The organism is Micromonospora sp. NPDC048909 (assembly GCF_040649635.1).
Lineage (GTDB): Bacteria > Actinomycetota > Actinomycetes > Mycobacteriales > Micromonosporaceae > Micromonospora.
Genome location: NZ_JBEZFU010000010.1, coordinates 14,605 through 41,416, shown reverse-complemented (window position 1 = coordinate 41,416; position 26,812 = coordinate 14,605). Strand labels below are relative to the sequence as shown.

Below are 26,812 nucleotides of genomic sequence, written 5' to 3'. Positions count from 1 at the left end.
GACGATCATCTTCGCCGGGCGGCGACTAGCGTCGCGGTATGACCGAGGGTCCGAGGGCGCTGCTGCGCCGGCATCCGCTGGCCGCCGACGCGCTGCTCGCCGTCGGCCTGGTGGCGTTGGAGCTGCTGTTCACCCTGCTCACCCCGCGCGAATACTGGCCGCGCCCGCTGCCGGCCACGCTCGGCTGGAGCGTGCTCTGCGCGGCCCCGGTGGCGCTGCGGCGGGTGGCGCCGTGGCCGGCCGTCGGGGCGGCGGTGGCCACCCTGGCGCTGCCGGCGCTGACCGGTGACGGCACGACCGCCCAGGGCGTGACCCTGGCCGTGCTGACGTACACGATGGCGGCGCGGCGGCCGGCCCGCGCGGCGGCGCTGGCCGCGGCGCTGCTCTGGGTGCCGGCGATGGTGGCCAACGCGCTCGCCCCGCCCAGCGTCGCGCTCGCCGTCGGACCGGCCTACCTGGTGCTGAACAACGTGCTGCTGGGGCTGCTGTCGTTCGCGGTGGGTCGGGTGGTGAACGCCCGCCGGGCGGCCACCCGGGCGCTGCGGGAGCGGGCCCGGGTGGCCGAGGAGCGGCAGCGGTCGCTGGCCGAGCAGGCGGTCGCCGACGAGCGCCGCCGCATCGCCCGGGAGCTGCACGACGTGGTGGCCCACCACGTGAGCGTGATGGGGGTGCTGGCCACCGGGGCCCGCCGGGTGCTGCGCCGCGACCCGGACGCCGCCGACGAGGTGATCGGCACCATCGAGGAGACCGGCCGGGCGGCCCTGCGGGAGCTGCGCCGGCTGCTGGACGTGCTACGCACCGACGCCGAGCCGGTCGCCGAGCTCGCCCCGCAGCCGGGGCTGGCCGGCATCGACGCGCTGACCGAGCAGGTGCGCGAGGCCGGCCTGCCGGTGACGCTGCGCGTCGAGGGCACCCCCGGGCCGCTGGAGGAGGGGGTGGCGCTGGCCGTCTACCGGATCGTGCAGGAGGCGTTGACCAACGCGTTGAAGCACGCCGGGGCGGCGAGCGCCCAGGTGCGGCTCAGCTACGGCGCGGACGCGCTGGAGGTGGAGGTGACCGACACCGGGCGCGGCCCGCGACCGGAGCCGGACCGGATCGGGCACGGCCTGGTGGGCATGCGGGAGCGGGTCGGCCTCTACGGTGGTGTTCTGCGGACCGGCGCGCGTGCCGGCGGCGGCTTCCGGGTGTACGCGAGAATCCCGGTGGAGCAGCCCGGGCCGCTCGCGGCGTGACCGGACGGCAGGACGGGGAGACGAGATGACCGATCAGGCGGCACGGCCGGTGCGCGTCCTGCTCGCCGACGACCAGCCGCTGCTGCGCACCGGGTTCCGGATGGTGCTGGGGGCGGAGGACGACCTGGACATCGTCGCCGAGGCCGGTGACGGGGTGGAGGCGGTGGACCTGTCCCGCCGGCTGCTGCCCGACGTGGTGTTGATGGACATCCGGATGCCTCGGATGGACGGGGTGGCCGCTACCCGAGCCATCGTCGACGCCCGACTGCCGGTGCGGGTGCTGATCCTGACCACCTTCGACCTCGACGAGTACGTGGTGGGCGCGCTGCGCGCCGGTGCCAGCGGCTTCCTGGCCAAGGACGTGCCGGCCGAGGACCTGGTCACCGCGATCCGTACCGTGGCCGCCGGCGAGGCGGTGGTGGCCCCGCGCATCCTGAAGCGGCTGCTGGTCCGCTTCGCCGACGTGCTGCCCGATCCGGCCGCCGCACCGCCGCGGTCACTGAGCGCGCTCACCGAACGGGAGCGCGAGGTGCTGGTCCAGGTGGCCCGAGGGCTCTCCAACGCCGAGATCGCCGCCGAGCTGTCGGTGAGCGAGACCACGATCAAGACCCACGTCGGGCATGTGCTGACCAAGCTGGGCCTGCGCGACCGGGTCCAGGCGGTGGTGCTGGCGTACGAGACGGGGCTGGTCCGTCCCGGGGCGTAGCGGCACGGCGCCGACTACCTCCTGCGGCGTACCCGAAGATCCCCCGTCGGTGCGATGGCCCGGTTGTCGCGGTCACCTACCGTGACCGGAGACGGCCAGACGCGGTTGACACTCACGTGGCGTCAGCTCCTAGCGTCGGGCCCGGTGCCGTCCCGCCCGTACGGGCGGGCGGCGCGCCCGGCGCGGATCAGGGTCAACCCTGAGCCGGGATGGGGGGCACCCGCAGCGCGGAAATCCGCACCGGCTCCGCCCGGAGTCGGACGGAACCGGGCCGGGCAGCACAGATGATGGGAACGGCCACGCCGGACCAGCGGGGGTGGCGTGGATTCCGAGCAGACGGAAGAGGTAGATGACGTGACCGCGACGGTAGGCCACCAGGCGCAGGCCGCGGCCCGGGCGAACGACGTGTGGAAGGTGTACGGCAGCGGCGAGGCCCAGGTGATCGCGCTGCGGGGGGTCAGCGCGGAGTTCGAGCGGGGCCGGTTCACCGCGATCATGGGCCCGTCGGGCTCCGGCAAGTCGACGCTGATGCACTGCCTGGCCGGCTTGGACACGGTGACCCGGGGGGCGGTGTCGATCGGCGAGACCACGGTCACCGGCCTCGGTGACGCCGGGCTGACCAAGCTGCGCCGGGACAAGGTGGGCTTCATCTTCCAGCAGTTCAACCTGCTGCCCACCCTGACCGCCAAGGAGAACATCCTGTTGCCGATGTCGATCGCCGGGCGCAAGCCCGACCCGGCCTGGTACGACACGGTGATCGACACGGTCGGTCTGCGGGACCGGCTGGACCACCGACCGGCGCAGCTCTCCGGCGGCCAGCAGCAGCGGGTCGCCTGTGCCCGCGCGCTGGTCTCCCGTCCCGAGGTGATCTTCGCCGACGAGCCGACCGGCAACCTGGACTCGCGCTCCGGCGCGGAGGTGCTCAACTTCCTGCGCAACTCGGTACGCGAGCACGGCCAGACCATCGTCATGGTCACCCACGACCCGACCGCCGCCGCGTACGCCGACCGGGTGGTCTTCCTCGCCGACGGGCAGATCGTCTCGGAGCTGATCGAGCCGACCGCCGACACCGTGCTGGACACCATGAAGAAGCTGGACGCGCCGGCCGAGGTGAGCGGCTGATGTTCCGGGCGACACTGAAGAGCCTGCTGGCCCGCAAGCTCCGGCTGATCCTCTCCGGGCTGGCCGTGGTGCTCGGGGTGATGTTCGTCTCCGGCGCGTTCGTACTCACCGACACCCTCGGCCGGTCGTTCGACGCGGTCTTCGCCGACGGCTTCTCCGAGATCGACGTGAACGTCGCGGGCAAGCCGAAGGTCGCGGTCAACGAGATGGAGGGCGAGCAGGTGGCGGCGCCGCTGCCCGCCGCCACCGTCGACCGGGTGAAGCAGGTGCCCGGGGTGGCCGACGCGGTCGGCGTCGTCAACGCCGACGGCGCACGGCTGATCGGCAGCAACGGCAAGGTGGTCACCTCGTTCGGCCCGCCGCAGCTGGGCGAGAACTGGACCGGCGAGAGTGAGCTGCTCCGGCTGCGCGAGGGCCGCGCTCCGCAGGCCGACGACGAGATCGTCATCAACGCGGGGCTGGCCCAGGCCGCCAAGGTCAAGGTCGGCGAACGGGTGGGGGTGCTCACCGCGTTCGAGTCGAAGCGGCGGGACTTCACGCTGGTCGGGCTCTTCGGCTACAGCGGCGACCGGGACTCGATCGGCGGGGTGAACGAGGTCATGTTCACCACCCCGGTGGCGCAGAAGCTGATGCTCGGCACACCGGACACGTTCAGCAGCATCACCGTCACCGCCGCCGGCGGGGTGACGCCGGAGGCGCTGCGCGACGACGTGGCCGGCGCCCTCGGCGCGGATTTCGACGTCAAGACCGGTGAGCAGGTCGCCGCCGACCAGGCCGCCGGCCTGAAGGAGGGCCTGCAGTTCTTCAACCGGATCCTGCTCGGCTTCGCCGCGGTGGCGCTGCTGGTGGGGACGTTCCTGATCCTCAACACCTTCTCGATCATCGTGGCGCAGCGCACCCGGGAGCTGGCGCTGATGCGGGCCATCGGCGCCAGCCGTCGACAGGTCATCGGCTCGGTGGTGCTGGAGGCGATCGCCGTCGGCCTCATCGCCTCGGTGCTCGGCCTGGCCGCCGGCATCGGCATCGGCGCGCTGCTGGCGTGGGTCTTCGGCAACCTGGCCGGCGGGCTCACCCTGGCCGGGCTCGGCGTGCCGGCCGCCGCGGTGATCGGCGCGTTCAGCGTCGGCACGGTGATCACCGTGGTGGCGGCGCTGCTGCCCGCGCTGCGGGCGTCCCGGATCCCGCCGATCGCGGCGATGCAGGACGTGGCCACTCCGGACCGGCCGCTGACGAAGATCACGGTCGCCGGCGGCCTGGTCACCGCGGTCGGCGCGGTGCTGCTCTTCCTCGGGCTCAGCGGCAACGCCGGCGGGCAGACCCTGCCCACCATCCTCGGTGGGGTGCTCTTCGCCTTCATCGGCGTGGCCCTGCTGACCCCGCTGATCAGCCGGCCGGTGGTGAGCCTGCTCGGTGCGATCTTCGCCTGGTCGGTGCCGGGCAAGCTGGGCCGGCTCAACTCGGGGCGCAACCCACGCCGCACCGCGATCACCGCCGCCGCGCTGATGGTCGGCATCGCGCTGGTCACCGGCGTGACGGTCATCCTGGATTCGGCGAAGGGCAGCATCAGCGCGCTGGCCCAGGACAACATCAAGGCCGAGCTGGTCATCGCTGGGGTGCAGGGCGGGCCGCGCCCGCCGAGCTTCGACCCGTCGGTGCTGGAGAAGGCGGCGGCGATCCCCGGGGTCCAACTGGCCGACGGCGAGTACGGCGACATGGTGAAGATCGACGGGCAGAGCACCTGGGCGGGTGCGAGCAGCGACGACGCCGCGCTGCAGCAGATTTTCGGCGCGAAGGCGACCGCGGGCGACATCAGCCGCCTGGCGCCGGGGCAGCTGCTGATCAGCTCCGACACCGCGACGTCGCGCAACCTGTCGGTCGGCTCCACCGTCACCGTGCAGCCGCAGCGCGGTGAGGCGCGCACGTACACCGTCACCGGCATCTACGAAAGCTCCCAGCTGCTGAACCCGGTGACCCTGCCGGCCGAGGCGGCTCGGGAGTTCACCGTCCCGCAGCCGATCCAGGGCTTCGTGCAGCTGGCCCCGGGCACCTCGGTGTCGGCCGTGCAGCCGCAGGTGGAGGCGCTGGTCGCGGACTCCCCCGAGGTGTCGGTGGCCGACCGGGACGCGTTCATCGAGCAGCAGGCCGGTCAGCTCGACGGGCTGCTCACGATGATCCAGATCCTGCTGGCGCTGGCCATCGTGATCGCGGTGCTGGGCATCGTGAACACGCTGGCGCTGTCGGTGCTGGAGCGCACCCGGGAGCTGGGCCTGCTGCGGGCGATCGGGCTGCGCCGGGCGCAGACCATGCGCATGATCACCGTCGAGGCGGTGGTGATCTCGGTGTTCGGCGCGCTGCTCGGCGTCGTCGTGGGCACCGGCCTCGGCGCCGCGGTGGTCGAGGCGCTCAAGGACGAGGGGATCACCGACCTGATCCTGCCCTGGTCGCAGATGGGGATCTTCCTCGGCCTCGCCGCGATCGTCGGCGTGGTCGCGGCGGTCCTCCCCGCGATCCGGGCCGCCCGGATCAACGTCCTGGGCGCCATCGCCCACGACTGACCCGCCCAACGACGAGGGGCCCCCGCCGACCGGCGGGGGCCCCTCGTTCCGTCAACGCCGGGCGGGTCGCTGCCCCAGCAGCGCGGCGAGCAGCTCCAGGTCCACGCCGGTCAGGCTCGCCAACTGGTGTACGCCCTCGGTGGCGGGCAGCGGCACCTCGGCGGGTACGGCCAGCACGGCCGCGCCGGCGGCCAGCGCGCTCGCCACGCCGGTGGCCGAATCCTCGATCGCCACGCACCGCTCGATCGGCACGTCCAGCAACCGGGCGGCGGTCAGGTAGGGCTCGGGGTGCGGCTTGGCCGCGTCGACCTCGTCGCCGCAGACCACCGCGTCGAAGCTGTCCCGGCCGAGGGTGTCCAGGGCCACCTCGACCAGCGGCCGGCCGCTGGAGGTGACCAGGGCGGTCGGGATGCCGGCCGCGCGGACCGCCGTCAACAGCGCCAGCGCACCCGGACGCCACCGCAGCCCGGTGCGGAACAGCTCCAGGATCCGCGCGTTGATCCACGCGGCGCTGGCCTCCGGATCCCGCTCGGGCTGACCGAGGTCGTCGTGCACGATCTGCATCGACGCGGCCATGCTGGTACCGATGATCGCCCGGCGGGCGGCGTCGGAGAGCGTTCCGCCGTACTCCTCGGCCAACTCCTGCAGCGCAACGTCCCACAGCTTCTCGCTGTCGACCAGAGTGCCGTCCATGTCGAAGAGCACGGCGGCGGGGCGCGGGCTGCTCAGCGTTTCCTCAAGCGTGGTGACCGACATGCCCGGATCCTCTCAGGGCCCGGTTCGGCAGGTCGGGCCGGCATCGGCCGAGGTGACGAACACCAACCGGCTCAGCTCAGGCCGCAGGCCTTCAGTGACTGCTCGTAGCCGCGGAAGAACGAGTCGGTCCGTTGCTCGGCGGTGCCGTGCGAGCCCTCGGCGAACCAGGGCTGGTCGGGGTCGTCGCCGACCGCGGCCAGCCCCTCCCGGAACTCCTCCAGGTCGCCCTCGGCCAGGGTGAGGGCCTTCGCGCGCACCGAGTCGCCGAGGTAGGCGCCGGCCATGCAGTCGGCCTGCAGCTCCTGCTGAATGGTGAAGTCGTAGCGGATGCCCAGGCGCACCTGGACGCCGTGCGCGTACTCGTGGCCGAGCAGGTAGAAGACGAACGCGTCACCGATCTGCCGGAACGCGGCGACCGACCAGTTCACGTCGTAGGCGATGAAGTCGCCCTGCGAGCAGTAGACGGCGTTGTTGCGCGGCAGCGGTTGCCCGCCGCAGGACACCTGCCCCTCCCGCTGGTAGGCGGTGATCCGCCGGATCGGCTGGAACCGCTCCCCCGAGGCCCGGAACTGGGCCGTCCAGTAGCGTTCGGCCACCGCCTGCGCGTCGGCGACGTCCTGGGTGAACTCCTCGACGCTGGTGGTGCCGTCGGCCCGGGTGGCCGACGGGTCCGGCGACGCCGCCGAGGGCTCACCGCCCGGCTCCTGGCTCTGCGGGTCGGACACACCGCCGACGAAGCAGCCGGCCGAGGCGACCAGCGCGACCAGGAAGCCGGCCAGTAGGCCACGCGAATGACGTGTTGGGCGTGTCCCCACAGTGGCCTCCCCGGCGTCCATGTCTGCCGCAGCCAGTACCCCGACGCTCAGTCCGGCATGCGGAGTGCTCTACGGCCGGGGAACCCAGCCGGTTCAACAGGGTGACGACCTGATCGACCCACCCGACGGGCGGGGCCGTGCCGCAGACCTCATTGATGGTCGCGGATGTTGCGCAGCCAGGTCCCCTCCCGCGACGAGTGCCCTCCGGCCTCGTGCCGGTGCTGGGCGTCCCGGGCGGCCGCGTCGTCGTCGGGAGAGCTGAGCCGGCGACGATCCCGCCAGGCGACGTAGCCGAAGCAAGCGGCCATGATCAGCGCGATCGGTGCGATGGTGCCGAGTACCACCCACGCGGTCATGCCTCGACGGTAAGCGGGCCGAGCACGTCGGCCGCTACGCTCGCCGGCCATGACCAGCTTCGACGATCACGAGCGCCGCCGGTGGGTCGGCCGCGCCGAGGCGTACGCCCGCAGCTTCGGGCGGCTCTGCGCCCACCCGGCGGACGCGCTGCTGGACGCGGCCGGGGCTCGGGCGGGCTCCCGGCTACTGGATGTCGGCACCGGGCCGGGCACCGTCGCGGCGCTCGCCGCCGGGCGGGGCGCCACGGTTACCGCGGTCGACGCCGAGGAGAGCATGATCGCGTCGGCCCGGGGCTCCGCCGCCGACGCCCGCTTCGTCCGGGCCGCGCTGCCGCACCTGCCATTCCCCGCGGGCACCTATGACGCGGCCGTGGCGAACTTCGTGCTCAACCACGTCGGCGACCCGGCCGCCGCCGCGTGGCAGCTGCGCCGGGTGGTACGCCCGGGCGGGCTCGTGGCGTTCACCGTCTGGCCGCACCCGCAGCCGCCGCTGCAACGACTCTGGGGGCAGGTCTACGAGGCGGCCGGCGGTCCACCGCGCCCCGACCTGCCTCGGGTGGCCGTCGAGCGGAACTTCGACCGGACCCCGGCGGGAGTGAACGAATTGCTGCGTGGCGCGGGGCTGACGGACGTGCGCTGCGAGACGCTGTCCTGGGTGCACCGCGCGGACCGGGAGGACTGGTGGGCCGGGCCGGCCAACGGCATCGGCCAGCTCGGCCTGCTGCTCACCGGCGCGCCGGCGCAGCTGCGCCGGCGAATCCGGGAACAGTACGACCGACTCACCGCCGCCCACCTCGGCCCGGACGGACTGCTCGGGCTGCCCACTGCCGCCCTGCTCGGCACGGGACGGGTTGCGTTGACGCGCAGTCGGATGTCCGGAACCGGGGGACGGCCTCGACGTCCCCGGTGAGCGGCGCCGCGCCGGCGTCGACGGAAGGAGCGCAAGGTGAAGTACATGATCATGCTGTACGGCTCGCAGCAGGACTACGACCAGCTGTCCGGGCTGCCCAGCGACAAGCCGGCGATGACCGCCGAACAGGTCGCGGCGATGCACGCGCACATGGAGAAGGTCCACCAGGCGCTGGCCGAGTCCGGTGAGCTGGTCGACGCGCGTGGGCTGAGCGCCCCCGCGCACGCCCGGCGGGTGCAGTTCACCGGCGGCCTGCCGGTGGTCACCGACGGGCCGTACCCGGAGACGCAGGAGGTGCTCGCCGGCTACACCATCGTCGAGTGCGCCAGCTTCGACCGGGCCACCGAGATCGCCGCCGGGTTCGTCGACCCGGACGCGGCCGGCGGGTACGTCGACGTGCGTCCGGTGCTCGACGGCCTCGAGGACCTGGCTGGCTGACCGGTGACCGGCGAACGCGTCGAGGAGCTGCTGCGCCCGCTGGCGCCGCAGGTCCTCGGCGCGCTGGTCCGCCGCTACGGGCACTTCGACACCGCCGAGGACGCCACCCAGGAGGCGTTGATCGCCGCGGCGACCGGCTGGCCGCGCGACGGCGTACCGGAGAATCCGCGGGCCTGGTTGATCGCCGTGGCCGCGCGCCGGCTGACCGACCTGCTCCGCCGTGAGCAGGCGCGGGCCCGGCGGGAGGACACCGTCTATCGGTGGGTGCTGCCCGGGGACCGGGTGGCGTCGGCCGCCGACGAGCCGCCGGCCGACGGCGACGACAGCCTCATTCTGCTCTTCCTCTGCTGCCATCCGGCGCTCTCCCCGGCCTCCCAGATCGCGCTCACCCTGCGCGCGGTCGGCGGGTTGAGCACCGCCGAGGTGGCCCGGGCGTTCCTGGTGCCGGAGGCGACGATGACCCGGCGGATCACCCGTGGCAAGCAGCGGATCCGGGACAGCAGCCTGCCGTTCCGGATGCCCACCGGGGCGGAGCGGCCGGACCGCCTCGCCGCCGTGCTGCAGGTGCTGTACCTGATCTTCAACGAGGGGTACGCCCGCACGTCCGGGCCCGGACTGCTCCGCGCGGACCTCTCGGCCGAAGCGATCCGGCTGGCCCGGCTGGTGCACCGGCTGCTGCCCGACGATCCGGAGGTCACCGGGCTGCTGGCGCTGATGCTGCTCACCGACGCCCGCGCACCGGCCCGGATCGGGCCACACGGCGAGCTGGTGCCGATGGCTGAGCAGGACCGCCGCCGGTGGAAGGCCGACCAGATCGCCGAGGGCGTCGCGCTGGTCAGCGCCGCGCTACCCCGCGGGCCGGTCGGGCCGTACCAGGTGCAGGCGGCCATCGCCGCCGTGCACGACGAGGCGCCGAGCGCCGCGGCGACCGACTGGGCGCAGATCACCGCCCTCTACGAGGTGCTGCTCGGGTTCTCCGACAACCCGGTGGTGGCGCTCAACCACGCCGTCGCGGTGGCCATGAGCCGGGGTGCTCCAGCGGGACTGGAGCTGCTTGACCGGCTCCGCGCCGAGGGTCGGCTCGCCGACGATCCACGGCTGCCCGCCGCCCGGGCGCACCTGTTGGAGCTCATCGGCGACCGGTCCGGCGCCCGGGACGCCTACCGCGCGTCGGCCGCCCGTTCGACGAACCTGGCGCAGCAGCGCTACCTGCACGCCCGCGCCGACCGGCTGCGCGACGGCGACTGAGCGCCGGGCCGGACCTGACGCAGGCCGGCGCTGCCGCCGGGATGGACGTCAGGGGCTGGCGGCCAGGAAGACGAAGGCGGCCAGCAGGACCAGGTGCACGCCGCCCTGCAGCAGGGTTGCCCGGCCGGGCACCACGGTCAGCACGCCGGTCACGGCGGTGAGCGTGAGCAGCGCGAGCTGGGTGCCGCCGAGGCCGAGCAGCAGCGGCCCCTCCAACCAGATCGAAGCGATCGCGATAGCCGGGATGGTCAGGCCGATGCTGGCCATCGCCGAGCCGAGTGCGAGGTTCAGGCTGATCTGCACCCGGTCACGGCGGGCGGCGCGAGCAGCGGCCAGGGTCTCCGGCAGCAGCACCAGCAGGGCGATGATCACGCCGACGAAGGCGTGGGGCAGGTTGGCCGCGGCCACCCCCGCCTCGATGGTCGGGGAGACGGTCTTGGCATCGCCGACCACCGCGACCAAGGCCACCAGCAGCAGTCCCAGGCTGATCAGCGCGGCGCGGGTCGACGGCGGTTTGGCGTGCGCCTCCTCGTCGACCACCTGGCCCTTGCTGTCGACCGGCAGGAAGTAGTCGCGGTGCCGGCCGGTCTGCACCAGCACGAAGAGCCCGTAGAGAGCCAGCGACGCGATGGCGGCGAAGGTCAGCTGCGCCGGGCTGAACTCCGGGCCTGGCCGGCTGGTGGTGAAGGTCGGGATGACCAGGCTGAGGGTGGCCAGGGTTACCACGGTGGCCAGCGCCCCGCCGGTGCCCTCCGGGTTGAACAGCGCGACCCGCCGGCGCAACGCCCCGAGCAGCAGAGACAGGCCGAGGATGCCGTTGCAGGTGATCATGATGGCGGCGAAGACGGTGTCCCGCGCCAGCGACTGGGTCTTCTCCGGCCCGCTAATCATCAGCGTGACGATCAACGCGACCTCGATGACGGTGACCGCCACGGCGAGGACCAGCGAGCCGTACGGCTCCCCCACCCGGTGGGCGACCACCTCGGCGTGGTGCACGGCCGCCAGCACCGCGCCACCCAGCAGCACCGCGACCACCACGACGAGAGGCCCGGCCAGGTCCCGGCCCCAGGTCACGAGCAGCACCAGGACGGCGAGCACGGGTACGGAGACAGTCCAGTCGGTCAGTCGGGAGCGGAGCAGCGCGGCCATGTATCAACCCTGCCAGGTGAATGGATCATGTGCCCACTGCCGGCGGCAATCAATTCAGTACCGATCGTGACGATCGGGCCGGCCGAACCGTCAGCAGCCGGAGCTAGCTGTGCAGCGCGTTCTCGAAGCCGCTGGTGTAGCTGGCCCAGAAGGCGGCGAAGGCAGGGCGAGCGGCGCGTATTCCGGTAGCGCACGCGTCGACGGTCTCCGGGTGGCGCAGCGCGGCCGATATCACTTCCCGGACGGCGTCGGGCGGCGCGAGACGAAGCGCATGCAGTGCCGCGTCGAGCACGGGTGCGGTTCAAGGCCGTTCAGGGCTCAGCGCTGCTCCCAACCTGCTCCCCGATCCAGGTTTCGTACGGGCCGGCTCCGCCCGGCCGTGGCGCTTCGCCAGATCCCAAGCGAACCGCTCCCACCTAACTCCGCGCGACTCCTCGAGGGCGGGCGTCGAGCAGGCGGTCGAGGCTCACGGCCGCGCCGATCAACGAGAGGTGGCTGAACGCCTGCGGGAAGTTGCCGGTCTGCTCACCGGTGGGTGCGATCTCCTCGGAGTAGAGGCCCAGTGGACTGCTGTAGGTGAGCATCTTCTCGAAGGTCAGCGTGGCGTCGTCGAGCCGTCCGGACTCGGCGAGGGCCCGGACATACCAGAAGCTACACATGGTGAAAGTGCTCTCCTGGCCGGGAAGGCCGTCGGGCGAGGCGGCCGGGTCGTAGCGGTAGACCAGGCTGTCGGACACGAGCTCCGCGTCCATCGCCCGCAGGGTGGACTGCCACATCGGATCCATTGATGAGATAAATCCGACGCCGGGCATGGCGAGCAGCGAGGCGTCCAGGACGTCGGTCGCGTAGTGCTGCACGAAGGCACCGCGTCCGGGGTGGAAACCACGGGCCATGATCTGTCGGTAGATCTGGTCTCGGGTACGCACCCACCGGGCGGTGTCGGCTGGTCGTCCGCGCTGATGCGCGAGGCGGACAGCCCGGTCGAGAGCGACCCAGGACATCAGTCGCCCATAGGTGAAGTCCTGGCGGCCGCCGCGGGTTTCCCAGATCCCGTCTTCGGGCTGGTCCCAGTGCTCGCAGACCCAGTCCACCAGCCGCACGGTGTTCAGCCACACCTGGTGAGAGGCCTGCAGACCATGGCTGTCGGCCTCAAGGAGGCCGTTGAGGATCTCGCCGTAGATGTCGAGTTGCAGCTGGTTCGCGGCGCCATTGCCGACCCGCACGGGCGCTGATCCGCGGTAACCCTCGAAGTGGTCGAGCATCTCCTCGGTGACATCGGGTGAGCCGTCTATGCGGTACATGATCTGCAGCGGCGTCTCCCGATCCCTGGCCTCCCGGACCCGGTCGTCGACCCAGTGCATGTACTGCCACGCTTCGTCGGTGAAGCCCAGCTTGAGCAGGGTGTGTACGGAGATTGACGCGTCGCGGATCCAGGCGTAGCGGTAGTCCCAGTTGCGCTGGCCGCCGATCTGCTCGGGCAGCCCGGCGGTGGGGGCGGCGATGAGCGCGCCGGTCGGCGCGTACGTCATGAGCTTGAGCGTCATCGCCGACCGCTCGACCGTCTCCCGCCAACGGCCGGTGTAACAGGAGCGGCCGAGCCAACGCCGCCAATAGTCGCGGGTCTGCTCCAGCAGCTCCTGCACCTCCCCCGGCGTGTAGAAGCGCGGCGGGTCAGGCGACACTCCTGTTTCCAGAACGGCGCCTCCGGCCTCGCCCTCGCGCAGGGTGGCGACGGTCCATATGCCACCGTCCTTACGTTGAAATTCCTCCTCCGCGGGCCGGGTCTCCGGGTATCGAACGAGGCTCACGGCGAGGGAGAGCGCAGGGCTGCGGAAAACGTGACCCGCGGGGTACGCGTCGAGTTCATGCGGATCCCGCCCGAAGTTGAAGCGGGGTTGGCAGTCGACACGGAACCGCATGACTCCTCGGACAACCCGCAGCATCCGCACCAGGCGGTGGCGGTCGGTGGGCTGATCTCCCGCTACGGGCATGAAATCCACGAGCTCCCCCACGCCGTCCGCGCTCAGGAAGCGGGTGATGAGGATCGGCGTGCGGGGCAGGTACAACTGCTTACTTACGTAGTCGACGCCCTCTGGCGACACCTGGACGTGCCCACCGTTGTGCCGGTCGAGCAGGCCGCCGAACAGGCTTGGCGAGTCGAAGCGAGGGGCACAGAACCAGTCCAGCGTCCCGTCCTTCGCCACCAGCGCCGCGGTCTGCAGATCACCGATCAAGCCGTGGGCTTCCACCGCAGGGTAGTAATCCACCCAAGCCTCCCCGCGTTATCCCACCACTCGCAGACTACTTTCTACCGGACGAAACGCCTACGCCTGCTCGCGGCATACAAAAAGACCATTTCTCACCTTGTTCCTCGGCGCCTAGCGCTGCGAAAGGTCTGCTCGCGATAGCGCACATGGACAGAGCTCTTCGGCCGGGCAGGGTCGTAGCTTGGAACGCGGGCGACAGCCATGCCGCCAGCCGCTGATTGGCTCTCGACTCGGAACGGTCCGCCACGGAGATTGCAGATCTGATGCCGCGCTTCAAGGAGTTGTGATGCAGGTAGCCGTGGTGACCTTCGACGGGTTCAACGAGCTCGACAGCTTTATAGCTTCCGCGCTGATCAACCGGTGCCGTAAGGACGGTTTGGAGGCCTTCATTACGACGCCGACGCCGGTAGTCACGTCGATGAACGGCGTCGAGGTGACTGGGCAGCGCCCGATCGAGTTCGTGACCGAGGCCGACGTCGTGCTGATCGGTAGCGGGGTGAAGGCGCGAGACGTGGTCGCCGACGACCGGCTGATCTCCAGGCTGGTGCTCGACCCTTCGCGACAGCTGATCGGTGCGCAGTGCTCCGGCGCGCTGGTGCTCGCCCGGCTCGGGTTGCTGCAAGGCATGCCGGCTTGCACGGACATGAAGAGCCGTCCTTTTGTCGAGGCCTGCGACGTCACCGTGCTGGACGCGCCGTTCCACGCCGAGGGGAACATCGCTACAGCCGGCGGTTGCCTGGCGTCCCAGTACCTCGCCACCTGGGTGATCACGCGAACGCTTGGGCAGGACGCCGCGCGCGACGTCATCGACTACGTGGCTCCGATCGGCGAAAATCAGGAGACTGTCGAGCGCGCCCTGCGTGCCGTCCACGCGGGCGAGGTCGCACTGCCCTAACGCCCCGTGATAAGCCTGCCTGAGGTACCTCGTCCAGGCTATTAGATCCGATGGTCATCTTGTCCGCGAACATGCAGCGCACCTCGGCGGCGATACCGCGCCCGGCGGCCTCCACGGCTCGCGGTGTCCCCGCCGGTCGTTGAAAGTCTCGGTGAACAAGGCAGGTAGCCGCGAGTTGCGCACGAGCGGTCCGTCCGTCATCGTCCGCCCTTCCGCTGCCTCTTACCGCCGCTTCCAGGAGCCCCCGGACTCAAGAGGTCACCCGACCGGTGTCGGGCTTACCGCTCAAGGTCCACTACATCGGCGTCAACTGGCCGCACCACATCTTCGTCGACCAGGACTTCCACGTCATGGGCGCGAGTAGCCGCCGCGGCTGGGCATACCTCAGGTCCGAAGAAGGCCAGTTCGGGGACCAGTTACGCGGATTACCTTCACCTTCGGCTCGTCAGCCCTCTACACGCGTTTCCGCTGTCGGTTGTGACGGATCTGTGCCCGATGATCTCCGGTTACGGTGAGGACCATGGATACATTCACTCGCGTAAACCTCGCGGTCGTCGCCTTCATCTTCGCCGGCTGCCTCAGGTTCAGCGCGTCCATGGCGGTGGGCCGGCATGACCAGCGGGAGGCGCAGTGGCTCCGACGGTCGGCGGGCGCGGTGGCGCTCGTCGGCATCGGGCTGCTGTGCTCGGCGCTCTAGGGCGACGGTGAGAAGCAGCTCACCGCCTCGATGGCAGAGCACGCCCAGGTCGTGTGGGTCGCGACAGATCAGCCGTGGAAGCTTGAGGAGGAGCTGATCCGATCGCGCCCCCGCTCAACCTCGATCAGAACCAGCATGGCTCATACCACGCCAACTGGTCGAGTCCTCACCGCTATGGCATCGAGACCAGTGGGTGCTCCAGATGGTCGACGCCACCCCGCAGACCGTGGTCATCCAGATGCAGGCCTCGGCGGCCGACGGCGCCAACGCCTGGGACATGCGCTGCGACCTACGCGAGGGACTGATCCGCTGCCTGCGGGACCAGCACCCCCAGTGGCTGTCCCGGCGCCCGCGACCAGTACCAGCCCTGCCCGGCGGGTCCGGCGTGGCGACCCGGGCTCGGATGAATGAGTCGGCGCATACCGGGGACTAGCTGGACCAGGCCGATAGGGACGGGAGGCGGCGATGGGCGTCGACCGGGACTGCACCGAGATGGGGGACGACTTGGTCCCGGTCACCCGTGCCGTCAACGGTCCCATCGGCCAGGTCTTCGAGTACATCATCGACGTCGACCTGAGCCACATCTTCCGCAGAACCGGACACTCGCCGGCGATCGTGGCCAGCAGGTTCACCACCGACCGGAACACCCCTGGCCTGCGCCGGGAACATAGCCTCCGGCGACGGCTCGACGAACGAGGAGGAACTGCTGACGGTGGAGCCGCCGACCTCGTTTTCGTACCGTATCGACAACTTCAGCTTGCCGCGGCTGCGCGAGGTCGTCGACAGCATCGAGGGACCGTGGTACTTCGACCAGGAGGATGGCGCCACGAGCATGGAGTGGACGTACGCCCTGAACACGATGGACGAACCGGGCCGGGCGGTCATCAAGGAGGACCTGCTGCCGCTCTACACCGAGCGGCTGAAGACGGCGACGAACAGCCTTGAAGGACGACCTCGAGTGTTGACGACGGCGCCACGGACCGGCTCCACACCAGGGGGAGCGGCCGGGCCGGCTCCGGGAGTGTGGTGACCGGGCGCGGGTCCGTCCTCGTGGGCGTCGTGGCCGCCCCCGGGGCCGCGGCCGACCTGGCGCAGGAGGCCGCCACGGAGCTCGCCGACCGGCTCCGCAACCGGGTCCCGGAGGTCGACTGGGCGGTACGCCTCCAGGTGGCGCGGCTCGTCGAAGGGCCGGCCGACCTCGGCCAGCTCATCGAGGCAACGCGGCGCCGGATGCTGGCCGAGGGTTGGAGTCTCGTCCTCTGCGTGACAGACCTGCCGTTGCAGACCGCGCGGCGGCCCGTGGTCGCGCATGCCAGCACCACCCACGGCGTCGCGGTGCTTTCCATGCCCGCGCTCGGGCCCGTGGCCGTGGCCCGGCGGATGGCCGAGGCCGGGGTGCGGCTCCTCGCGGCACTGCTCGGCGATACCGACGCGGTCGGTGACGGGGTACGGGCCGGCCCGCGCCGCCGGCGCCTGGCCACCGGACGGCGAGCCCGGCAACTCGGCGCGCGCGTGGACCCCCAGGCGTCGGGCATCGGCCTGCTGGCCGGGGTGATCGGCGGCAACCTGCGGCTGCTGCTCGGCATGCTCCGGGCGAACCGGCCGTGGCGGCTGGCCGTCCGGCTCTCTCGGCTGCTGGTCGGTGCCTTCGCGACCGCCGTCCTCGCCTTGGTGAGCGCCGATATTTGGCAGCTGTCGGCGGCCTCGGGCAACCTGCGGCTCGCCCTGCTCGCGGTCGGCTCCGTCCTGGCGGTGGTGCTGACCATGGTGCTCGGCGCGCGCCTCTGGGAGCGGGTTCCGCGTGACCCGGGTGCCCGAGAGCAGGTCGTCCTCTTCAACGTGGTCACCTTGCTCACCGTGGTGATCGGCGTCCTCGCGCTGTACGTGGCGCTCGCCGCGCTGACCATCATCGGGGCGGTCGCACTCGTCCCCTGGGACCTGCTCGCTGAATCCACCGGCCGACCGGCCGGCGTCGCCCACCAGGTCAAGCTGGGCTGGCTGGCCAGCTCGCTGGCGACGGTCGGCGGCGCGCTGGGCGCCGGACTAGAGTCCGACTCGGCGGTACGGGAGGCGGCGTACCGCTACCAGCCCGACGCGGAGCTGACCGGCGAGCAGGGTGGGCCGGACCCGACCGGCGGGGCCGAGTCGGGACCGAGCGGCGAGTCCGTATCGTCGCGCAGGGACAGGTCCGAGCCGGAGCGGAACCACGAGGCCGGCTGACGGCCCTCGTCGGCGCTGTGTTCGAGACCCGGTCGCCTCGTTGCCCTCGGCGGCGCGCGCCGCCTCAACACAGCCGCCCGGCGCGAGAAAGGTGGCGCTGGAGCGATGGGGCGTGGTGCCGGATGAAGATTCACCGTTCGCGCCGGCCGACGAACTTGGTGATCGACGGACAGTCAAAGCGCTCGGATGGCCAAACTGGCTTCCAACCGCCACGACGCGAATACCAGCATTGTGGTGATGAGCAGCACCAAGGCGAACAAGTTGCGACGCGCTCCAGGCCGTCGAGGGCGTCACGGCGGCGCAACCAGTTGACCACGTTCTATAAGTAGGCGGTTCAACATTGGACCGTGTGGTCATCGGATGGACCCGCACAAGCGGGCGGTAGCGGCGCATCCGGCGCCGCTACCGGCCCGAGCTCTCTGGCGGATCCGCGCGCCTAGCTAGGTGCCGACCCGGCGGGTCTCGAGCCGTCCCGTCCCCGGCCCGGTCAACTGCCAGAACTCCTGCGGCAGCTGGTCGACAAGGTCCCCGTACTCCTTCGCGCTGGCCGACTCACGAAGGGTATCCAGCACGGCCCGTGCTCCGTCGGTGGCCAGTTGGCGATCCACCCCGGCCCGTGACTGCACCCGTTCGAAGAACTCGGCCAGCCCGAACCGTTCCGGATCTTCGGTGGGCCTACGCGCCAGGCCTCGTAGCTCCTCCGGGAGTTGGGAGGCGAGGTCCCTCGCCTGGCCGCCAGTGATCCGTTCTGCCAACGTCTCGAGCGTGGCGCGGGTGATCGGTTCCGCCTGCCCCGGCGGAACCTTCGGTCGCGCTGCCACGGACTGGATGAACTCGGTGTAGTTCACCTCGGATCCCCTCTCGAACCGGATTGCGGCGGGTACCCGCGCCCGCCGGGGTAAAACGGGGTCCGCGCGCCCTCAGTCGAGTGGTGGCGGAGGACAGTGGGCGAGCCGGCGAGCCGGCCGAAACTGGCGCAAACCGCCGCCGGTGACGGCGTAAAGAGGGGCAGGAGGAGGAAGATGGCGATGCCGACCAGCGGCGTCACCAGGTAGCCCACCACCCCTGCCAGGACGTACAAACGACCCCGGCGAGGGCCCGGAACATGCGGTTGAACGCCGCCTGTGGTTGAGCCAGACGACGGCCACGTACGAGTAGGACGCGAGATATGCGACCTACGCCGACCACTGCCGGGCAGTCCGGACAGCAGGCGGCTGGGCGGGACGTTCAGCGCCTGGAGGTCCAGGACCAGCAGCGTGGCGAAGATGGCGTCGCTGAACGCACGGCGCGGCTGGTGTCCGACCGGGTGCCATGGTCCGTCGGAGGTGCCGGACGCCCGGATAGAGCGACCGGCGGATGCTCTCGTCCGGATCACCACGATCAACATCTGCGGTTCTGATCTGCACACGTACGGCTCCGCGGACATGGCTCCGTACAACGGCGGGCAGGCGGAGTTGCTCCGCGTGCCGTGGGCCGATTTTCAACCGCCTAGTCCTGCCGCCGGAGGCCGCCCATGACTCGGTGCGTGAATCCCGCGGTTTCGGGAAGCCTGCGCCGGGCCGACACCGAAGACGTCATCGGTCGGATTGAGATGGGGATGATATGGGTCGGAAGAGCACGATGGGCGTCCGGTCGGTGACCGACGCCCTGGGCATCGAGCGGGAAACTCCTGACCGCAAATCACAAGGCACAGCTCGGGTGCTGGGTTGGTTCAGTCTCGGCCTCGGCGCGGCCGCCGTTGGCGCGACGCCGAGGCTCAGCCGGCTGTGCGGCATCGACGACTCCAGCACGGCGCGGGCTGTGCTGCGGGCCGCCGGGGTACGGGAGCTGGGCCATGCCGCCGCACTGCTGGTCCCGCGCCGGGCCGGGTGGGGGACGTGGACGCGGGTCGCCGGGGACATCATGGACTTGGCGGCCTGCGGTTGGGCCATGAGCCGCCGCAGGGGGGAACGACGGCGGCGTCTGATGTACACCACCGCCGGGGTCGCCGGGATCGCCGTCGTCGACCTCTACACGGCGCTACGGACGACCCGGGGCGGCCTGATGACAGGGCGCAACAGGGTACGTGGCGTGGTGACGATCAACCGAAGTGTCGAGGAGGCGTACCGGTTCTGGCATGACTTCGAGAACCTGCCGCGCTTCATGTACCACCTCCAGTCGGTGCGGATGACCGGGGTCCGGCAATCGCACTGGACGGCGAAGGCCCCGGCCGGGCGGAGCGTGGAGTGGGACGCGGAGGTCGTCGAGGACCGGCCCGACGAGTTGATCGCGTGGCGCTCGACCGAGGGCGCGACCGTGCCGAACTCTGGATGCGTGCGCTTCATGCGCGCGGCCGGCGGCCACGGCACGGAGGTGCGGGTCGAGCTCGAGTACTCGGTGCCGGGGGGCAAGCTCGGGGCCATGGTCGCCAAGGTCTTCGGCGAGAACCCCCAGCAGCAGGTCAGCGACGAGCTGCGGCGGTTCAAGCAGATGATCGAAACGGGCGAGATCGTGCGCTCGGACGGCAGCCCGCAGGGCACCAGCATGCAGCAGCAGGCGAAGCAGCGGCCGGCGCGGCCGCTGGCTACGCCGCGGGTCGGTTGAGGAGGAGATCGATGAAAGCCAACTGCTGGATCGCCCCGAACAATGTGGCCGTCGAAGACGTTTCCGACCCGCAGATCCTCAACCCTCGCGACGCCGTCGTGCGGGTGAGCTCGGCGGCGATCTGCGGCTCCGACCTGCACCTGCTCGACGGCTTCATCCCGGCCATGAAGAAGGGCGACATCCTCGGGCATGAATTCATGGGCGAGATCGTGGAGCTCGGCCCCGGCGTACGAGACGGGCTGAGCGTCGGCGACCGCGTGGTGGTCGGCTTCCCGATCGCCTGCGGCAACTGCAGGTCCTGTCAACGGGGCCTGTACTCCATCTGCGAGAACTCCAACCCGAATGCCGCGATAGCCGAGGTAGCGATGGGCCACTCCCCGGCCGGCATCTACGGCTACTCCCATCTGATGGGTGGATACGCGGGGGGCCAGGCACAGTATGTGCGGGTGCCCTTCGCCGATGTCGGCGCCCTCAAGATCGAGGACGACCTGCCGGACGAGAAGGTGCTGTTCCTGTCCGACGTCCTGCCGACCGGGTACATGGCCGCCGAGATGTGCGACATCAAAGCGGGGGACATCGTCGCCATCTGGGGTGCCGGGCCGGTCGGCCAGTTCGCCGCCGTCAGCGCGTACCTGCTCGGGGCGGAACGGGTCATCGTCATCGACCGGTTCCCGTACCGCCTGCAGATGGCGCGGACGAAGGCGGGCGCGGAGACGATCAACTACGAGGAGACCGACGTCATGGACGCGCTGCGGGACATGACGGCCGGCCGCGGGCCGGACGCCTGCATCGACGCCGTCGGCATGGAGGGGCACCACCCGTCCGCTGCGCTGCACGCCTACGACCGGGCCAAGCAGGCGATGAAGGTGGAGACGGACCGCCCACACGCGCTCCGGGAGGCGGTGCTGAGCTGCCGTAACGGCGGGACCATCTCCGCGATCGGCGCGTACGGCGGCTTCATCGACAAGTTCCCGATGGGGTCGTTCATGAACCGCTCCCTGACCATGCGGTCGGGACAGGCGCACGTACAGCGCTACATGCGGCCGCTGCTGGAACGCATCCGCAAGGGCGAGATCGACCCGAGCTTCATCATCACCCACACGATGCAACTGGACGACGCTCCCCGCGGCTACGACATCTTCAAGAACAAGCAGGAGGACTGCGTCAAGGTGATGCTCAAGCCGTAGCGGTTTCGCCTCGTCGTCGCCTCTGGATCACTCTGCCGGGGGCGATGACTTAACTGCGCGGAAGAGTGGTTCCGGCCCAAACGGGGCCCGGTCTGTGCATCATACATAGGGTCGGTGAGTCATCCTTTGCGCGCCGCGTACCGGGGTAGGCATGGCCAACCAGCCAAGCACTGAGCTTCGCCAGGACCATCAGCCCGCGATGCTGGCACCGACGGGGTTCGGCGCCTTTCGCGACCCGGTGCGAGCGGCGCCGCGGCGCAACAAACTGATCAAGCTGCTTGGCACCACCGATGCCAAGCAGACCGGCCTGCCTTACCTGATCTCGTCGTTCTTCTTTTCATCGTCGCCGGGATCGAGGCGCTGATCATGCGGGCGAAGCTGGCTCGCCCGAGCATGCAGTTCCTCTCGCCCGAGCAGTACCCACAACCTGGCCTTTCCCGGCTGAACGGGATCGCCTCTGGCTGTGCCTGCTCGGCGGTCTGACCGTGCTGGGTTCGTTCGCGACGCCGGAAGGCCCACCACCATCGGCCCGATGATCGCCGGCCGGCGCGCCGTGCCCACCGTGGCGACGGTGCACGGCAACCCGGTAGGCGAGTACGGCGACGTGCTCAGCCTCACCGACCAGGGCGCCGTCCTGGTCGCCATCTCGCACGCCCAACTCCGAATGAACCCGCGGCTGCCCTGGGTCGGCGCCGTGCACAACGCGATGGACCTCGCCGGCATCCCCCGCAAGACGGCGCCCGGCCGGGGTCCGGTGCTTTGGCTGGCCCGGTTCAGCCCTGACAAGGGACCGGACGTTGCCATCCGGGCGTGCCGGGCCGCTGGCCTGCCGCTGATACTGGTCGGCAAGTGCAATGAGCCGATCGAACGCCGCTACTACGACGAGGTCGTCCGGCCGCTGCTCGACGAGGACGTCACGGTGGTGTTCAACGCCGACCGGGAGGCCGTGCTGCAGCTGCTGGTCGACGCCCGCTCCCTGATCATGCCCATCCGGTGGGAGGAGCCCTTCGGCATGGTCATGCTGGAGGCCATGGCGACCGGCACCCCAGTGGTCGCGCTCAACCGCGGCGCCGTCCCGGAACTCGTCCGACCCGGCCTGACCGGCTTGGTGTGCGAGGCAGACCAGGAACTGCCGGCGGCGCTGCACGAGGCGACCACCCTCGACCCGGCGGCCTGCGTCGCCCACGTGGCGGAGAACTTCTCCACGCAGCGGATGGCCCGCGGCTACGAGCCGATCTACCGGCTCGCTGCCGCGAATGTCTAGGACTGCTTGAGCAAATCTCTGCAGCCGACCAACCAGATGAACTGGCAGCTCGATACGAGGTCGGACTCGGCACGATCAATGTCGCACAAGTTGCTCTGGATGTCGTACCGGCCCTGACCGCGCTGCTCGGCGCCCGGGTATGCGTCGTCCTTGACGCACCGGTTGCGCAGGTCGGTCAGCACGCTCATCCAGAACTTCGCGAACTCACCACCCGTGTCTTCGTGATCAGGGGCGGTTGAGCAGGCAGGCGGTGGCGGCATGTTTCTGCTCCAGATAGGAGCTCCCGCTAGGACAGCGGTCGGCCAAGAACGACCGCGAGGCAGCTTCGGTGCTGACCTATCCTGCCGGCATCCCGCTATCCACGCGCAGCCTGACCCGCCTGATAGAGCTGATCCGCGACTCACCGAGGAGGACTACCGCTACCTGCACGACACCCACGGGTTGCCGCGCGACCTGGTGGACGGGCTGCTGGCGAGTACGGAGTGACCGGGCGCGCGGCGACGTGACGTCCTCAGTTCCTCTCGTCGCCCTGATCGCCGGGATGGCGCCACTGCGGCGGGGCCTCCTCGCTCCGTTGAGAGTCCAGCGGGTCCTTGTCGGCCTCCGTGGTCCGCTCGAAGCTCGGGCGGCGGGTCTCCTCCGGCTCGGGTACGTCGACGGGGCGGGCACCGGACTGCGGAATCGGTTGGTATCTGGCCGCGGCCTCGGCACCGTGGGCGCCGTCGACACTGGGCGACTCCGGCACATGACGTTCGCGGTGCAGTTCGTCGTGGAGTTGCTGCGGCGGCTTGGCGGCGCGTTGCGGAAGGTCGCGGCCGAGGTCGGCGACCAGGGTGCCGTACTTGGCGTCGAAGGCGGGGCGTTCGGAGCGGATCCGGGGGATGCGGTCGAAGTTCCGCAGCGGTGGCGGGCAGGTGGTGGCCCATTCCAGGGAGTTGCCGTACCCCCAGGGGTCGTCGACGGAGACGGCGCTGCCGAAGCGCCAGGACTTCCACACGTTGTAGAGGAAGAAGAGGGTGGACACACCGAGCAGGAACGACCCGATCGTGGAAACCGTGTGCATGGTGGTGAAGCCGTCCTGGGGCAGGTAGTCCGCGTAGCGGCGCGGCATTCCGCGGTTGCCCAGCCAGTGGTGGACCAGGAAGGTGGTGTGGAACCCGACGAACATGGTCCAGAAGTGGACCTTGCCGAGCCGTTCGTCGAGCAGCCGGCCGGTCATTTTCGGGAACCAGAAGTAGACACCCGCGAAGGCAGCGAAGACGATGGTGCCGAACAACACGTAGTGGAAGTGGCCGACGACGAAATAGCTGTCGTGGACGTGGAAGTCGACCGGCGGGCTCGCCAGCAGCACGCCGGTGAGGCCGCCGAAAAGGAACGTAACGAGGAAGCCGACGGAGAACAGCATCGGGGTCTCGAAGGTGAGCTGCCCTTTCCACATGGTGCCGATCCAGTTGAAGAACTTCACCCCGGTCGGCACGGCGATGATGAAGGTGGTCGCTGAGAAGAAAGGCAGGAGGACCTGGCCGGTGGCGAACATGTGGTGCGCCCACACGTTCAGCGAGTAGAAGAAGATGACCCACAGCGCGAGGACCATGCTCTTGTAGCCGAACAGCGGTTTGCGTGAGAAGACCGGAATGATCTCACTGATGATGCCGAAGAACGGCAGGGCGACGATGTACACCTCTGGGTGGCCGAAGTACCAGAACAGGTGCTGGTAGAGCACCGGACCACCGGTGGCCGCGTCATAGATGTGGCTGTTGAGCACGCGGTCGGACAGCAGGGCGAGAAGCGTCGCCGACAGCAGCGGGAACACCACGATGGCCATCAACGCGGTGATGAACATGGCCCAGGTGAACAGCGGCATTCGCCACATCGTCATCCCAGGGGCGCGCAGGGTCAGGGTGGTGGTGATCAGGTTGACTGACCCGAGGATTGTCCCGACGCCCGAGAGCACCAACCCGATGACCCAGAGGTTTCCGCCCACCCCTGGTGTGTGTTCCACCTGGCTCAGCGGAGGATAGGCCGTCCATCCGAAGTCCGCGGAGCCTGCCGGGCTGATGAAGGAGCCGAGCACCATCAGGCCGCCGAACAGGTACAGCCAGTAGGCCAACGCGTTCAGCCTGGGGAAGGCGACGTCAGGTGCGCCGATCTGCAGGGGTACGAGGTAGTTGCCGAACGCGAAAGCGAGCGGGGTGGCGAACAGGAACATCATGATCGTGCCGTGCGAGGTGAACAGCTGGTTGTACTGCTCCTGGGAGAGGAACTGCAACCCCGGTCGGGCCAGCTCGCCGCGCATGAGCAGCGCCTCGATGCCCGCGGCGATGAAGAAGAAGAACGACGAGATCAGGTAGAGCAGGCCGATCTGCTTGGCGTCGGTCGTGGCGAGCAGCCTGAGCAGGGTGTTGCCGGGCACTGCTCGACGTAGCGGCCCGGGGTAGCCGCCGAACGCCGCCGGGGCCAGGATCACCGGTTGACGATCTTCGCCAGGCTCAGTACTCGCTGACTTTGGCATTACTAACTCCGAGACCTGGGTCCGTAAGACGCTCAATCGATCGTAAACGGTCCGGCTTGGAACGAACGGGGCTTCTCCGGCAAACTGCACTGGCCGCAGGGGAAGCCGTGTCGACTGGATTGACGCGGGTCCAGTCGGTGGCGCGGATGTCGCCGAGGTTGGGCACGCCGGGCCAGTGGAGGGCCAGGACGGTACGGGCGTGACGGTCAGTTTCGGCGTACCAGGTGAGCCGGCCACCGAGCACCAACTCGACGGCCAGGTCGGGGCCGCCGTAACCGGTGCACAGGGATCTGATGCGCGATGGGGTCGCCGGTCAATCACGCACCCCCGCGTCGCAGGTCCGCCAACAGCATGATCGCCACGTTCGGTCGGCCGACTTGTCGGTCTCGTAGGTGCGGACCCTGACGCCCGGTCGGCGGCATAGCGGTCGTCGACTCGCCTTGGAGGAATGGGCGAACGAGCCGGTTCAGCACACGCCACGGCCGGATCCGTGACAAGGTCATCCGAGGCGGCCAGACCACCGCTTCAGACCTGGTCGATCGGGTCCCTCCGCGCCCTCTGTTTGGCAGCTCCGGGGCTCCGCGTTGTGGTACGGCTCCTCCAATATAGTACGAAGCCGACAGAACTGGCGAGTCGATGGCGACGATCAGGGCGAAGGTTCCGATACGCCCACCCGAGGCTCCACGTCGGGCGACGTTCCTGGAACTGGCCTTCGACCTGGCGCTTGTCGCCGCGCTGTTCCAACTCTCGCACTACCTGGTCCAGCATCTGCACTGGAGCGGCGCCCTCCAGACCGCGGTCATGCTGCTGACCGTATGGCGGATCTGGATCGTCACGACGTGGATCACCGACCGGCTGGATCCGCAGCGGCTGGCGGTCCAGCTATCTGTCATCGGGACCCTGACCGGCACCCTGCTCCTGAGCGCCGCAATGCCCCAGGCGTTCGGCGAATATGGCTGGATCTTCGCGGGCGCCTACGTCGCGATGCACATCGGCCGCCACGTCTTCCTCACGCTGGTCTTGCGTGGTCGGCTGCAGCGCGTCGCCTTGGCGGCGCTGGTGTGGGCTGGTGTGTCCGCCGTGCCCTGGATCGCTGGCGCCGTGACTCACGGAGCCGCGCGGGTGGCGCTGTGGGGATTCGCGATAGCCCTCGACTACGTGGTCCACACGCTCGACTTCCCCTTTCCCGGGGCCGGCCGCAGCGCCGACTGGGACCCGCCGGTCGCGGCCGACCACCTGGCCGAGCGGTACCAGCAGGTCTTCATCATCGCGCTCGGCGAGTTGATCCTGGTCAGCGCATTGACGCTCGGCGACCGCGGCTTCGCACCCGACCGGACCGCAGCGTTCCTGGTGTCGATCGCCACCGCTGCGCTGCTGGCGCGCATCTACAGCTACCGCGCCGGGGATTTGCTCTCCGCCGCGATTGGCGCGGTCACGGAGTCGACCCGCCTTAGCCGCTGGGCGGGATACATCCACCTCGTATTTATCGCCGGCATCGTCGTCACCGCCGTCGGGGACGAGCTCGTCATCGCCGAGCCGTCCGGACGAACGGCACCCGCCTTGGCCATCGTCATTCTCGGCGGGCCGGCGCTGTACCTGGCCGGCCGCGCGTGCTTCGAATACACCGTGTACGAACGGGTGTCCTGGACCCGGACGATCGGGTTGCTGGTGTTGGCCGCCCTCACCCCGCTGGCGATGCACTTGCCGCCGCTGCTTGCCGCTACCGCCGCCGCAGCGGTCCTGGTCAGCGTCGCCGTCGCCGACGCCCATTCCCTGGCAGCCCCAGCCGCGGCGCCATCACCGCGAGCAGGCGAGCCTGACCACAATTAGACCACCGGCAGCTCGCGCCATTCCACTGTTCACGCTGTGGTGGCGGGTCGCCCTGACCGGCCGTGGCCGC

25 protein-coding genes and 2 pseudogenes are annotated in these 26,812 nt (G+C 70.2%); 18 read left to right on the top strand and 9 right to left on the bottom strand.

Annotation, left to right across the window (positions count from 1 at the left end):
* Positions 1-38: 38 nt before the first annotated feature.
* The 4 genes from AB0C04_RS24310 to AB0C04_RS24295 all read left to right on the top strand — a co-directional run bounded on the left by AB0C04_RS24310 (position 39) and on the right by AB0C04_RS24295 (position 5,615).
* Positions 39-1,232, top strand: coding sequence for a sensor histidine kinase (locus AB0C04_RS24310; RefSeq protein ID WP_357058356.1), 1,194 nt, complete (start codon positions 39-41; stop codon positions 1,230-1,232).
* A gap of 25 nt (positions 1,233-1,257) precedes the next feature.
* Positions 1,258-1,938, top strand: a complete 681-nt coding sequence (locus AB0C04_RS24305; RefSeq protein ID WP_357058354.1) for a response regulator transcription factor — start codon at positions 1,258-1,260, stop codon at positions 1,936-1,938.
* Positions 1,939-2,292: 354 nt separating this feature from the next.
* Positions 2,293-3,060, top strand: coding sequence for an ABC transporter ATP-binding protein (locus AB0C04_RS24300; protein ID WP_357058352.1), 768 nt, complete (start codon positions 2,293-2,295; stop codon positions 3,058-3,060).
* Positions 3,060-5,615, top strand: coding sequence for an FtsX-like permease family protein (locus AB0C04_RS24295; RefSeq protein ID WP_357058350.1), 2,556 nt, complete (start codon positions 3,060-3,062; stop codon positions 5,613-5,615). Before AB0C04_RS24300 ends, AB0C04_RS24295 begins: the two co-directional genes overlap by 1 nt.
* Positions 5,616-5,666: 51 nt before the next feature.
* Here AB0C04_RS24295 and AB0C04_RS24290 read toward each other — a convergent pair whose 3' ends face one another.
* From AB0C04_RS24290 to AB0C04_RS24280, 3 genes are all read right to left on the bottom strand, one after another.
* Positions 5,667-6,320 carry an HAD family phosphatase gene (locus AB0C04_RS24290; RefSeq protein ID WP_357058717.1) on the bottom strand — a complete coding sequence of 218 codons (654 nt, stop codon included), beginning with the start codon at positions 6,318-6,320 and terminating at the stop codon, positions 5,667-5,669.
* A gap of 122 nt (positions 6,321-6,442) precedes the next feature.
* Positions 6,443-7,186 carry a neutral zinc metallopeptidase gene (locus AB0C04_RS24285; RefSeq protein ID WP_357058348.1) on the bottom strand — a complete coding sequence of 248 codons (744 nt, stop codon included), beginning with the start codon at positions 7,184-7,186 and terminating at the stop codon, positions 6,443-6,445.
* Between the two features lie 149 nt (positions 7,187-7,335).
* The gene (locus tag AB0C04_RS24280; RefSeq protein ID WP_357058346.1) at positions 7,336-7,542 is read right to left on the bottom strand and encodes a hypothetical protein; all 207 of its coding nucleotides are present in this window, start codon (positions 7,540-7,542) and stop codon (positions 7,336-7,338) included.
* Positions 7,543-7,591: 49 nt separating this feature from the next.
* Between AB0C04_RS24280 and AB0C04_RS24275 the strand changes: the two genes are divergently transcribed.
* Genes AB0C04_RS24275 through AB0C04_RS24265 form a run of 3 tightly spaced genes read left to right on the top strand, consistent with a single transcriptional unit; the run spans position 7,592 to position 10,138 of the window.
* Positions 7,592-8,452, top strand: a complete 861-nt coding sequence (locus tag AB0C04_RS24275; protein WP_357058344.1) for a class I SAM-dependent methyltransferase — start codon at positions 7,592-7,594, stop codon at positions 8,450-8,452.
* A 45-nt stretch (positions 8,453-8,497) separates the two neighbouring features.
* The gene (locus tag AB0C04_RS24270) at positions 8,498-8,890 is read left to right on the top strand and encodes a YciI family protein (protein ID WP_357058714.1); all 393 of its coding nucleotides are present in this window, start codon (positions 8,498-8,500) and stop codon (positions 8,888-8,890) included.
* 3 nt (positions 8,891-8,893) lie between these two features.
* Positions 8,894-10,138 carry a DUF6596 domain-containing protein gene (locus AB0C04_RS24265; protein WP_357058342.1) on the top strand — a complete coding sequence of 415 codons (1,245 nt, stop codon included), beginning with the start codon at positions 8,894-8,896 and terminating at the stop codon, positions 10,136-10,138.
* Between the two features lie 48 nt (positions 10,139-10,186).
* Here AB0C04_RS24265 and AB0C04_RS24260 read toward each other — a convergent pair whose 3' ends face one another.
* The 3 genes from AB0C04_RS24260 to AB0C04_RS24250 form a co-directional block, all read right to left on the bottom strand.
* Positions 10,187-11,287 carry an ionic transporter y4hA gene (locus tag AB0C04_RS24260; protein ID WP_357058340.1) on the bottom strand — a complete coding sequence of 367 codons (1,101 nt, stop codon included), beginning with the start codon at positions 11,285-11,287 and terminating at the stop codon, positions 10,187-10,189.
* A gap of 103 nt (positions 11,288-11,390) precedes the next feature.
* Positions 11,391-11,579 (bottom strand): hypothetical protein, encoded by a 189-nt coding sequence (locus AB0C04_RS24255; protein ID WP_357058338.1) that lies wholly within the window; start codon positions 11,577-11,579, stop codon positions 11,391-11,393.
* A gap of 124 nt (positions 11,580-11,703) precedes the next feature.
* Positions 11,704-13,554 (bottom strand): glycoside hydrolase family 15 protein, encoded by a 1,851-nt coding sequence (locus tag AB0C04_RS24250; RefSeq protein ID WP_357058336.1) that lies wholly within the window; start codon positions 13,552-13,554, stop codon positions 11,704-11,706.
* 286 nt (positions 13,555-13,840) lie between these two features.
* Between AB0C04_RS24250 and AB0C04_RS24245 the strand changes: the two genes are divergently transcribed.
* The 5 genes from AB0C04_RS24245 to AB0C04_RS24225 all read left to right on the top strand — a co-directional run bounded on the left by AB0C04_RS24245 (position 13,841) and on the right by AB0C04_RS24225 (position 17,366).
* A complete protein-coding gene (locus tag AB0C04_RS24245) occupies positions 13,841-14,449 on the top strand; it encodes a DJ-1/PfpI family protein (protein WP_357058334.1) in 609 nt (202 codons plus the stop codon).
* Between the two features lie 520 nt (positions 14,450-14,969).
* Positions 14,970-15,146, top strand: a complete 177-nt coding sequence (locus tag AB0C04_RS24240) for a hypothetical protein (protein ID WP_357058332.1) — start codon at positions 14,970-14,972, stop codon at positions 15,144-15,146.
* Between the two features lie 193 nt (positions 15,147-15,339).
* Positions 15,340-15,579 (top strand): hypothetical protein, encoded by a 240-nt coding sequence (locus AB0C04_RS24235; protein WP_357058330.1) that lies wholly within the window; start codon positions 15,340-15,342, stop codon positions 15,577-15,579.
* Between the two features lie 279 nt (positions 15,580-15,858).
* On the top strand, positions 15,859-16,176 hold the full coding sequence (locus AB0C04_RS24230; protein WP_357058328.1) for a hypothetical protein: 318 nt from the start codon (positions 15,859-15,861) through the stop codon (positions 16,174-16,176).
* Between the two features lie 29 nt (positions 16,177-16,205).
* Entirely contained in the window at positions 16,206-17,366 is a 1,161-nt protein-coding gene (locus AB0C04_RS24225; RefSeq protein ID WP_357058326.1) for a hypothetical protein, read from the top strand.
* Positions 17,367-17,806: 440 nt separating this feature from the next.
* On the opposite strand, the gene AB0C04_RS24220 is transcribed toward AB0C04_RS24225, so the two are convergent.
* A complete protein-coding gene (locus tag AB0C04_RS24220; protein WP_357058324.1) occupies positions 17,807-18,214 on the bottom strand; it encodes a DUF2267 domain-containing protein in 408 nt (135 codons plus the stop codon).
* Between the two features lie 417 nt (positions 18,215-18,631).
* On the opposite strand from AB0C04_RS24220, the pseudogene AB0C04_RS24215 reads away from it, so the two are divergent.
* The 5 genes and pseudogenes from AB0C04_RS24215 to AB0C04_RS24195 form a co-directional block, all read left to right on the top strand.
* Positions 18,632-18,847: pseudogene (locus AB0C04_RS24215) on the top strand (hypothetical protein); the annotation flags it as partial.
* A gap of 121 nt (positions 18,848-18,968) precedes the next feature.
* Positions 18,969-19,949, top strand: a complete 981-nt coding sequence (locus AB0C04_RS24210; protein WP_357058322.1) for an SRPBCC family protein — start codon at positions 18,969-18,971, stop codon at positions 19,947-19,949.
* An 11-nt stretch (positions 19,950-19,960) separates the two neighbouring features.
* Positions 19,961-21,136 carry a zinc-dependent alcohol dehydrogenase gene (locus AB0C04_RS24205; RefSeq protein ID WP_357058320.1) on the top strand — a complete coding sequence of 392 codons (1,176 nt, stop codon included), beginning with the start codon at positions 19,961-19,963 and terminating at the stop codon, positions 21,134-21,136.
* Positions 21,137-21,287: 151 nt separating this feature from the next.
* Positions 21,288-21,500, top strand: a complete 213-nt coding sequence (locus AB0C04_RS24200) for a hypothetical protein (protein ID WP_357058317.1) — start codon at positions 21,288-21,290, stop codon at positions 21,498-21,500.
* 153 nt (positions 21,501-21,653) lie between these two features.
* Positions 21,654-22,400 (top strand): annotated as a pseudogene (locus AB0C04_RS24195) (glycosyltransferase); the annotation flags it as partial.
* On the opposite strand, the gene AB0C04_RS24190 reads toward AB0C04_RS24195, so the two are convergent.
* Both AB0C04_RS24190 and ctaD read right to left on the bottom strand, forming a co-directional pair.
* Positions 22,397-22,588 (bottom strand): hypothetical protein, encoded by a 192-nt coding sequence (locus tag AB0C04_RS24190; RefSeq protein WP_357058315.1) that lies wholly within the window; start codon positions 22,586-22,588, stop codon positions 22,397-22,399. The pseudogene AB0C04_RS24195 and the gene AB0C04_RS24190 sit on opposite strands and share 4 nt — an antisense overlap.
* Positions 22,589-22,911: 323 nt before the next feature.
* A complete protein-coding gene (ctaD, locus tag AB0C04_RS24185; protein WP_357058313.1) occupies positions 22,912-24,912 on the bottom strand; it encodes a cytochrome c oxidase subunit I in 2,001 nt (666 codons plus the stop codon).
* Positions 24,913-25,548: 636 nt separating this feature from the next.
* Between ctaD and AB0C04_RS24180 the strand changes: the two genes are divergently transcribed.
* Entirely contained in the window at positions 25,549-26,742 is a 1,194-nt protein-coding gene (locus AB0C04_RS24180) for a low temperature requirement protein A (protein WP_357058310.1), read from the top strand.
* The last annotated feature ends 70 nt before the right edge of the window (positions 26,743-26,812 follow it).

What these genes read in the sequence shown, in the direction of transcription:
- AB0C04_RS24310 (WP_357058356.1), top strand. Translation starts at nt 39, where the DNA reads ATGACCGAGGGTCCGAGGGCGCTGCTGCGCCGGCATCCGCTGGCCGCC.
- AB0C04_RS24305 (WP_357058354.1), top strand. Translation starts at nt 1,258, where the DNA reads ATGACCGATCAGGCGGCACGGCCGGTGCGCGTCCTGCTCGCCGACGAC.
- AB0C04_RS24295 (WP_357058350.1), top strand. Translation starts at nt 3,060, where the DNA reads ATGTTCCGGGCGACACTGAAGAGCCTGCTGGCCCGCAAGCTCCGGCTG.
- AB0C04_RS24280 (WP_357058346.1), bottom strand. Translation starts at nt 7,542, where the DNA reads ATGACCGCGTGGGTGGTACTCGGCACCATCGCACCGATCGCGCTGATC.
- AB0C04_RS24275 (WP_357058344.1), top strand. Translation starts at nt 7,592, where the DNA reads ATGACCAGCTTCGACGATCACGAGCGCCGCCGGTGGGTCGGCCGCGCC.
- AB0C04_RS24270 (WP_357058714.1), top strand. Translation starts at nt 8,498, where the DNA reads ATGATCATGCTGTACGGCTCGCAGCAGGACTACGACCAGCTGTCCGGG.
- AB0C04_RS24260 (WP_357058340.1), bottom strand. Translation starts at nt 11,287, where the DNA reads ATGGCCGCGCTGCTCCGCTCCCGACTGACCGACTGGACTGTCTCCGTA.
- AB0C04_RS24245 (WP_357058334.1), top strand. Translation starts at nt 13,841, where the DNA reads ATGCAGGTAGCCGTGGTGACCTTCGACGGGTTCAACGAGCTCGACAGC.
- AB0C04_RS24240 (WP_357058332.1), top strand. Translation starts at nt 14,970, where the DNA reads ATGGATACATTCACTCGCGTAAACCTCGCGGTCGTCGCCTTCATCTTC.
- AB0C04_RS24210 (WP_357058322.1), top strand. Translation starts at nt 18,969, where the DNA reads ATGGGTCGGAAGAGCACGATGGGCGTCCGGTCGGTGACCGACGCCCTG.
- AB0C04_RS24205 (WP_357058320.1), top strand. Translation starts at nt 19,961, where the DNA reads ATGAAAGCCAACTGCTGGATCGCCCCGAACAATGTGGCCGTCGAAGAC.
- AB0C04_RS24200 (WP_357058317.1), top strand. Translation starts at nt 21,288, where the DNA reads ATGGCCAACCAGCCAAGCACTGAGCTTCGCCAGGACCATCAGCCCGCG.
- AB0C04_RS24190 (WP_357058315.1), bottom strand. Translation starts at nt 22,588, where the DNA reads ATGAGCGTGCTGACCGACCTGCGCAACCGGTGCGTCAAGGACGACGCA.
- ctaD (WP_357058313.1), bottom strand. Translation starts at nt 24,912, where the DNA reads ATGCCAAAGTCAGCGAGTACTGAGCCTGGCGAAGATCGTCAACCGGTG.
- AB0C04_RS24180 (WP_357058310.1), top strand. Translation starts at nt 25,549, where the DNA reads ATGGCGACGATCAGGGCGAAGGTTCCGATACGCCCACCCGAGGCTCCA.